We start from the raw sequence: 6,083 nt of genomic DNA, 5'->3' as shown, positions 1-6,083 counted from the left end.
CAGGTAATTGATGTCTCTCTTACCCGGGCTTCTGCATGGTAAAGCAGGTGCATGTGCGCTGCTGCTGCTCTCATAGAAAGGGCTGGTAAGCCTTGGGTGTGTGATCTGGATGCTGAAGGGTGAGCCAGACCTGAATAGTGTGTCATATCCCTCTGCCTGTGACTATGATCAATTAATATATTATGGAGTGTGTATTCATTGTACATTCAAAGGTGATCTCTATGAATATTACTATTGGAAGGCCATATGAAGAGGCGATAAGGAGGATCATCAATAAGGGATATGCGGGGAATCAGACGGAGGTTATTCGACAGGCTATACTCGCATATGACAGGATGATTGAAGAAGAAGAGCTGATGCTTGTTCACAGAGGGGTATCCATTGAATTGAGTGAGGCTCTGGCCGGTACAATCTGTCTCACCACGATGGATGAGATGAAAAAGCTCATTACGAAGTGATCGAATGGAGATTCTCTTCCTGGAATCTGCACGAAAAGAGTTTGAAAGGCTACCAAACGATCTTCAGCATCTCTTCCTCTTGCATTTTGAAAAGATACAGTCTATACCTCCTCGCCGTCATTTGAGATATGGCATACCATCTCATGTTGAGAAGGTGACACGACAGGCACGGATTATATACGAGATTCATGAAGAAACTCTGTATATTCTTCACTGTTTTGCAGATCATAAGGAATATGAGCAGTGGTATCGTTCATATTGCTGATTTACCGCCATTGATTGGCGTGACAGAACTCTCCCGGACTGGATTGGAGAATATAAAAGAGGGGTTGGATTAATGGTAAATCTGGTGGTTTCAGCCCTGCTTGTACTCGCAGAATTTGCAGAGTGGACAGGGGTAGATAGCCTCGTCCTTGCTTGCGAGGGTGATCGCTTTGCCACACTTCTTACAGACATATCTGCCCTCTCCGGGCTTGTCGCCACATTTGATTGACATACTTATTGTTCGGATGTTTACGAATATATGTCTTGTGATTGTGACGACGGAGATAAAGTGATAGGATGTATGGTCTTTTTTTTATCTGTTGAATACACGTTTTGATCCTGTGTCTTCTTTCGAAGTTATCTTACTGTTGATCTTCTGTTATCGTACTCCGGCTGATCGCTGGTTATAGTGTGGGATGAGTTTCAGATAGTGAAGTGCCTCTTCTTCTGTAGATACGCCATAGACTCTGTCATCGGGGATATCCGGGTATCGTATGCGGCCGTCAATTCGCTGGTCAGCGACCATGCCGCTCCATCCCTCTCCACGATACCCGAGGATGAGCCTCCCTTTTGCCCAGGCCATCGCAATCTCTGAAAGGGTGCCTGACCCCCCGCCAATGGCAATGATCGCATCGGAATTTGCGATGAGGCAGTTTCGCGCAATATCAAGCCCGGTTGCGATGCAGATGTCGGCATACTGGTTCGCATCGCAGGCGTCATTGCCGGGGAGGATTGCGATGATGTCACCGTCCTGATGTTTTGGAGATCGTCTCGCCCCCCGTGATGCCGCCTCCATCACGCCGCCTCGTCCCCCTGTGACGAGCCGGTATCGGCAATTGATAAGGGCATACCCGAGCCGCTCTGCCATCTGGTATTGTTGTGTATCTTCATCCAGCCGGGCATCACCGATCACCGCAACCAGCGGGCGTCTGGGAGATGGTGTACTGGTTGGTTGGTCTTTTGGGGGTCCGGGATTCATCTCGTTTTCATCTCCAGCGTATAAGGGTGCTGTCACCTAATCCAGCCCGGCATTCGCAAGCGTTGGATCAAGGAAGAGTGCCCGATCTATTGACTCGACGGCTTCATCAAGCCGGTCGAGCATCGAGAGTGCTGTGCCACGGGTGTACCATACACCGGCATTCTCCGGTTCAAGCGCAAGCACCTTATCGTAGGATTCGACTGCTTCGGCATACCGCCTGAGATCATCGAGCGCGAGACCCCGGTTGAACCAGAGGACGGGGTTCTCCGGATCAATTGCAAGCGCCCTGTCATAGGATTCAATTGCTTCAGCAGGTCTGCCGAGCATAAAGAGTGCAAGGCCCCGGCCCCACCATGCTCTTGCATCACCCGGATGTATCTCAATTGCCTTATCAAATGCATCGATTGCATCATCATATCTCTCAAGCTGGGCGAGGCTTGCACCCTCCCTGATGAGTTCTTCTACTGTAGATTCCATATTTCCACTCCTCTATGCTATCTGGTGGGGATTGATCTCTTCGAGATTTTCTTTTGATCGGTTTTATTCTTTCGGAAGAAGATCCCGGAGATTGTATGACACTCAAATCTTTGTGGTTCACTGTAGTATCACTGTCAACATTATGCCAATCCATGAAGATCATTATTTTCATGGCATCACTCTCCAAGTCCAATCATTGTCTCTACACCGTCGAGACAATTGATCTCACACTCCCAACACCACACCATGTGGAGTAACCACCCCACAAGTACGAGCCCTGTTTCATGGTGCATTAGATGGATCAAATGCGTCCGATATCCAATCAATGCTTAATCTGATCGATCGTGTCCATTTCCCCAAAGAGTGTCTCAAACCCGCCCTTGATAAAGGTCTGATCGAATCCCATCACCCGCACCCTTCATCCCCCTCCGCCACAAACATCTACCTGACAACCATGGGCGATAACAAAACCCCATCCGAGAAACCCCTCCTCACCGATCCCCCCTTCTACCTCCCGGAGTTTGAGGAGTCCTACCGGTACATCATCGACGAATATGATGTCGAACCAAAGGAGATCGGGATCTTCCTCCCCTGTGCGATGAGGAAACCCTACAGCAGCAGCCCAAGCCACCAGCTGATCAGGATGGTCATCTCGCAGGTCCTCGACCCTGACCAGTATCATATCGTCGTCTTCGGAACCTGTGGCATCGTCCCCGGGGAGCTCGAAGAGATGTACCCCTATGCCCATTACAAGTACATGCTCGGCAAGTGTAAGGATCAGTTGGTCCTTGACGACTTCCTCAGGATCGAGACCGACCGGGTCGCCGGGTACCTCGGGAAGACACGCGACCTGTACCGGTACCGGATCGCCTACTGCCTCGGCATCTTCCGGGAGGCGTTCATCAGGGGGGCAGAGCAGGCAGGTGTCAGAATTGACCTCATCCTCCCGACAAAAGACGTCATCAATATGATCGTTGAGCAGGGTGACTGCGCCTTCCAGGAGGGCTCCCTCTCGATGGATGACTATCTCGGGGAGCTCTGCGAAGAGCTTGTCCGGTTCAGAAACTCTCACCTGAAAAAAGAGTAGATTCTCTTCAGATCAGCGGATCAGGCTGGTTTCCACCGAGTGACGGGAGCTTCGTCGGCTTGATCAGCACCGGATCATCAGACTGCCGGATCTTCTCGATCAGCAGCTCTTTTCCCTTCTTCGTCATCGCAAAGACCGGAACCGAGACCCCGGCCTGAACGAGCGCCGTCTTCCCGGCGATCTCGCGGATATGTCCTGATGCGCAGGCCGTCACCAGATCAGATGCAGCAACGAGGGCCTGCGACTCATCGTATGAGAGGCCGGTGACATGGACGCCGACGATCATTACATCCGGAAACATCCGGCGGATCGCCAGAGCATCATCAGGCAGTGCAACCGTCACAGCGATCCAGGTGAAGCCCTCCTCCACCGCACGGGCAACACCGGCGACCTGATTCATCGTCCCATCTTCGGGATCAAGGACGATACCCCCACCCGCCTTGATCCTCGAAATAACTGACGAATACGGCGTCGTCGAAACGAGACCCGACATCCGGCCGCCGATCCCCTGCACCATCGATGGCCTCGTCACGATCACCGTCCCAGCACCGTCACAGGCGAGGACAACCGCATCGATGAGCCCCATCTTCATCCCGAAACTCAAAATCTCAGATGCACCAAACCCGACAAACTCGCGGTCATCCTCAACCTGTCTATCCGGAGTGCACATCCCAAACGCAGCGATACGATAGCGAATATTTGCAGCGATATGCTCCTTATTCATCTCAGGTATTGGGTGGGCAAACCGCTGTGCAAGCGGGCAATTTCGGATCAGCGGCTCGCCGACCTCCACAACATCTCCGTTTCGAATGATGATCCGTGCCCGGCCGTTCGCCTCGATGATATGCTCGTCGTTCTGCCCTGTCATTGAATACTCCCTTCGTATGTACTACTGTCTACCCGGAATTGTATCAAGATACGCATAGAAAAATTCCGATTATCTCTTCATCCCGCCACAGACCGGACAACCCGGATTCCTCTCAACTGCGATCATATCGACTTCAGACCGCATCCCATCCCAGAGGAGGAGCCGGTCTGTCAACAGCTCACCCATTCCAAGCAGGTACTTCAGCACCTCGTTTGCCTGCACCGATCCGATGATGCCTGCCGTAGCACCGATGACCGGGATCACCTCTGATGGCGGCGGATGGGGGAAGATGCAGGAGAGGCAGGCGGTCTCTCCCGGAATGATCGTCGTCGCCTGGCCATAGAATCCCCTGATCCCACCATGGAAGAGGGGGATCTCTCTCTTGTATGCCACCTGGTTCAGGAGATATCTGACCTCAAAGGTGTCCATCGCATCGACGATCCCATCAGCCCCTTTAACAATCCCTGAGATGCTCTCCTCATCTATCCGGCGGTCAATCGCAGTAATCTCAATATCGGGGTTCAGATCTGACAACCTCCGGGCCGCCGACTCCGTCTTCCTCTCCCCGACAGAGCGGCCACCATGCAGAATCTGCCGGTTCAGATTCGTCAGATCAACTGCATCATTATCTGCAATAATGAGTCTTCCCACCCCGGCAGCTGCGAGATAAAGCGAGACGGGAGAGCCAAGCCCGCCTGCACCTGCGATGAAGATCGCAGATCCTTTCAGTTTATCCTGCCCCTCCTCCCCAAAGAGGGGTATCTGGCGTTTGTATCGTTCCAGTTCACCATCAGACAGCATCGTTATCCCCTCATATTCGATCCATGAACCGGGATGGTATATCTCTTCTCCGTTCACTCATCTCCCAAGCACCCGGCAGACCGAACATAACTCTCCACTTGAGACCTCCCCGCAGTGTACACACCTCTGGAGCACCCCTTGCGAAACCTCTTCAGCAAGCAGATTCCGAACCTGATCCCGTGATCTGATCAACCGCCACCTCGTCCCCGGATAACGAAACTCCAGATCGGCAAGCATCCCCCGCACCTCGCCCCGGAGTGCCCCCCCTGCATACGGACACTCGGGGAGATCGGTATAGGCACCTGATACGAGAAGATACGTGGTAATCTCCTTCTCTGAGAGTACCGAGAGGGGTTTAATCCTCGGGATGAAACAGTCCGGGAGCCCCTCTGATGTGTCAAGGAGGAGTTTTGAGAGATCTCCTCTCAATACGTTCATCAGGACCGACTGCGCCTCGTCATCAAGGTTATGACCGGTTGCGATATGTGTTGCCCCCATCTCTGCTGCTGCAACAGCAAGTGCCCGCCGTCTGAGCACTCCGCAGACCGTGCAGGCTTCTGCCTCTCTATCTGATAGGAGAACATCGAGATCAGCCCCAAAGAGATCAGAGAACGAGACGATCCGGTGTTCAATTCCAAGTCGGGTCGTCAGGTCAACTGCTGCTGCAACCGTCTCCTCACGGTATCCTGCGATCCCTTCATCCACCGTGATCGCAATCAGATGTACCCCCGTACATGAAGAGACGATTCCGTGGAGCAGGATCAGAAGAAGTGTGCTGTCTTTTCCGCCTGACAGACCAACAGCAATCCGATCACCTAGTGCAAGCAGTCCCGCCTCCATAATACCGGCCTTCACCCGGGCTGCACAGTCTTCTACAAAATGCTCTGCACAGAGCCTCCGCTCAGGATCGAAGAGCCTGGCAACCGGCGGCTTTCCGCAGAGAGAGCACCCCTCATCCGCCATGAGAGACCTGGATGATCCGAAGCTCATCCTCTCCTTCTGCCAGTACATCTTCAGGCACCACCATGCCGTTTCTGATAACGATCACAGATGCCGGGTTCAGCCCAAGGGCTGCCAGGATATCCTCGATCAGAGTAGGATCCGGTGGCAGGAGATGACGGCTCCTGTCCGGAAGGATCACCTGCATTG

The 6,083-nt window shown here is 52.9% G+C and carries 9 protein-coding genes; 2 read left to right on the top strand and 7 right to left on the bottom strand.

All coding sequences use genetic code 11. The features are described from left to right. Positions 1-221 precede the first annotated feature (221 nt). The gene (locus tag Q7V06_RS00565) at positions 222-458 is read left to right on the top strand and encodes a hypothetical protein (RefSeq protein ID WP_304836494.1); all 237 of its coding nucleotides are present in this window, start codon (positions 222-224) and stop codon (positions 456-458) included. A 355-nt stretch (positions 459-813) separates the two neighbouring features. On the opposite strand, the gene Q7V06_RS10385 is transcribed toward Q7V06_RS00565, so the two are convergent. From Q7V06_RS10385 to Q7V06_RS00550, 3 genes are all read right to left on the bottom strand, one after another. Continuing rightward, positions 814-954, bottom strand: a complete 141-nt coding sequence (locus tag Q7V06_RS10385; RefSeq protein WP_370650787.1) for a hypothetical protein — start codon at positions 952-954, stop codon at positions 814-816. Positions 955-1,101: 147 nt separating this feature from the next. Then, the gene (locus Q7V06_RS00555; RefSeq protein ID WP_304836490.1) at positions 1,102-1,701 is read right to left on the bottom strand and encodes a TIGR00725 family protein; all 600 of its coding nucleotides are present in this window, start codon (positions 1,699-1,701) and stop codon (positions 1,102-1,104) included. Between the two features lie 36 nt (positions 1,702-1,737). Next, positions 1,738-2,178, bottom strand: coding sequence for a tetratricopeptide repeat protein (locus Q7V06_RS00550; protein WP_304836488.1), 441 nt, complete (start codon positions 2,176-2,178; stop codon positions 1,738-1,740). A gap of 277 nt (positions 2,179-2,455) precedes the next feature. Between Q7V06_RS00550 and Q7V06_RS00545 the strand changes: the two genes are divergently transcribed. Continuing rightward, positions 2,456-3,265 carry a DUF5591 domain-containing protein gene (locus tag Q7V06_RS00545; RefSeq protein ID WP_370650788.1) on the top strand — a complete coding sequence of 270 codons (810 nt, stop codon included), beginning with the start codon at positions 2,456-2,458 and terminating at the stop codon, positions 3,263-3,265. A 7-nt stretch (positions 3,266-3,272) separates the two neighbouring features. Here the strand turns inward: Q7V06_RS00545 and Q7V06_RS00540 are convergent, their stop codons facing one another. The 4 genes from Q7V06_RS00540 to Q7V06_RS00525 all read right to left on the bottom strand — a co-directional run. Then, on the bottom strand, positions 3,273-4,133 hold the full coding sequence (locus tag Q7V06_RS00540; protein ID WP_304836486.1) for a methanogenesis marker 8 protein: 861 nt from the start codon (positions 4,131-4,133) through the stop codon (positions 3,273-3,275). 69 nt (positions 4,134-4,202) lie between these two features. After that, entirely contained in the window at positions 4,203-4,991 is a 789-nt protein-coding gene (locus Q7V06_RS00535) for a ThiF family adenylyltransferase (RefSeq protein ID WP_370650786.1), read from the bottom strand. Further along, positions 4,992-5,945: a TIGR00269 family protein gene (locus Q7V06_RS00530; protein WP_304836484.1), complete on the bottom strand. Its 954-nt coding sequence runs from the start codon at positions 5,943-5,945 to the stop codon at positions 4,992-4,994. Next, on the bottom strand, positions 5,887-6,083 hold a 197-nt coding region (locus tag Q7V06_RS00525; protein ID WP_304836482.1), incomplete at its 5' end, for a MoaD/ThiS family protein. The genes Q7V06_RS00530 and Q7V06_RS00525, both read right to left, overlap by 59 nt.

This window comes from Methanocalculus sp., from assembly GCF_030651615.1.
Taxonomy (GTDB): Archaea; Halobacteriota; Methanomicrobia; order Methanomicrobiales; family Methanocorpusculaceae; genus Methanocalculus.
Note: the sequence above shows the minus strand (reverse complement) of the source record. Positions and strands in the feature narration are given on the sequence as shown.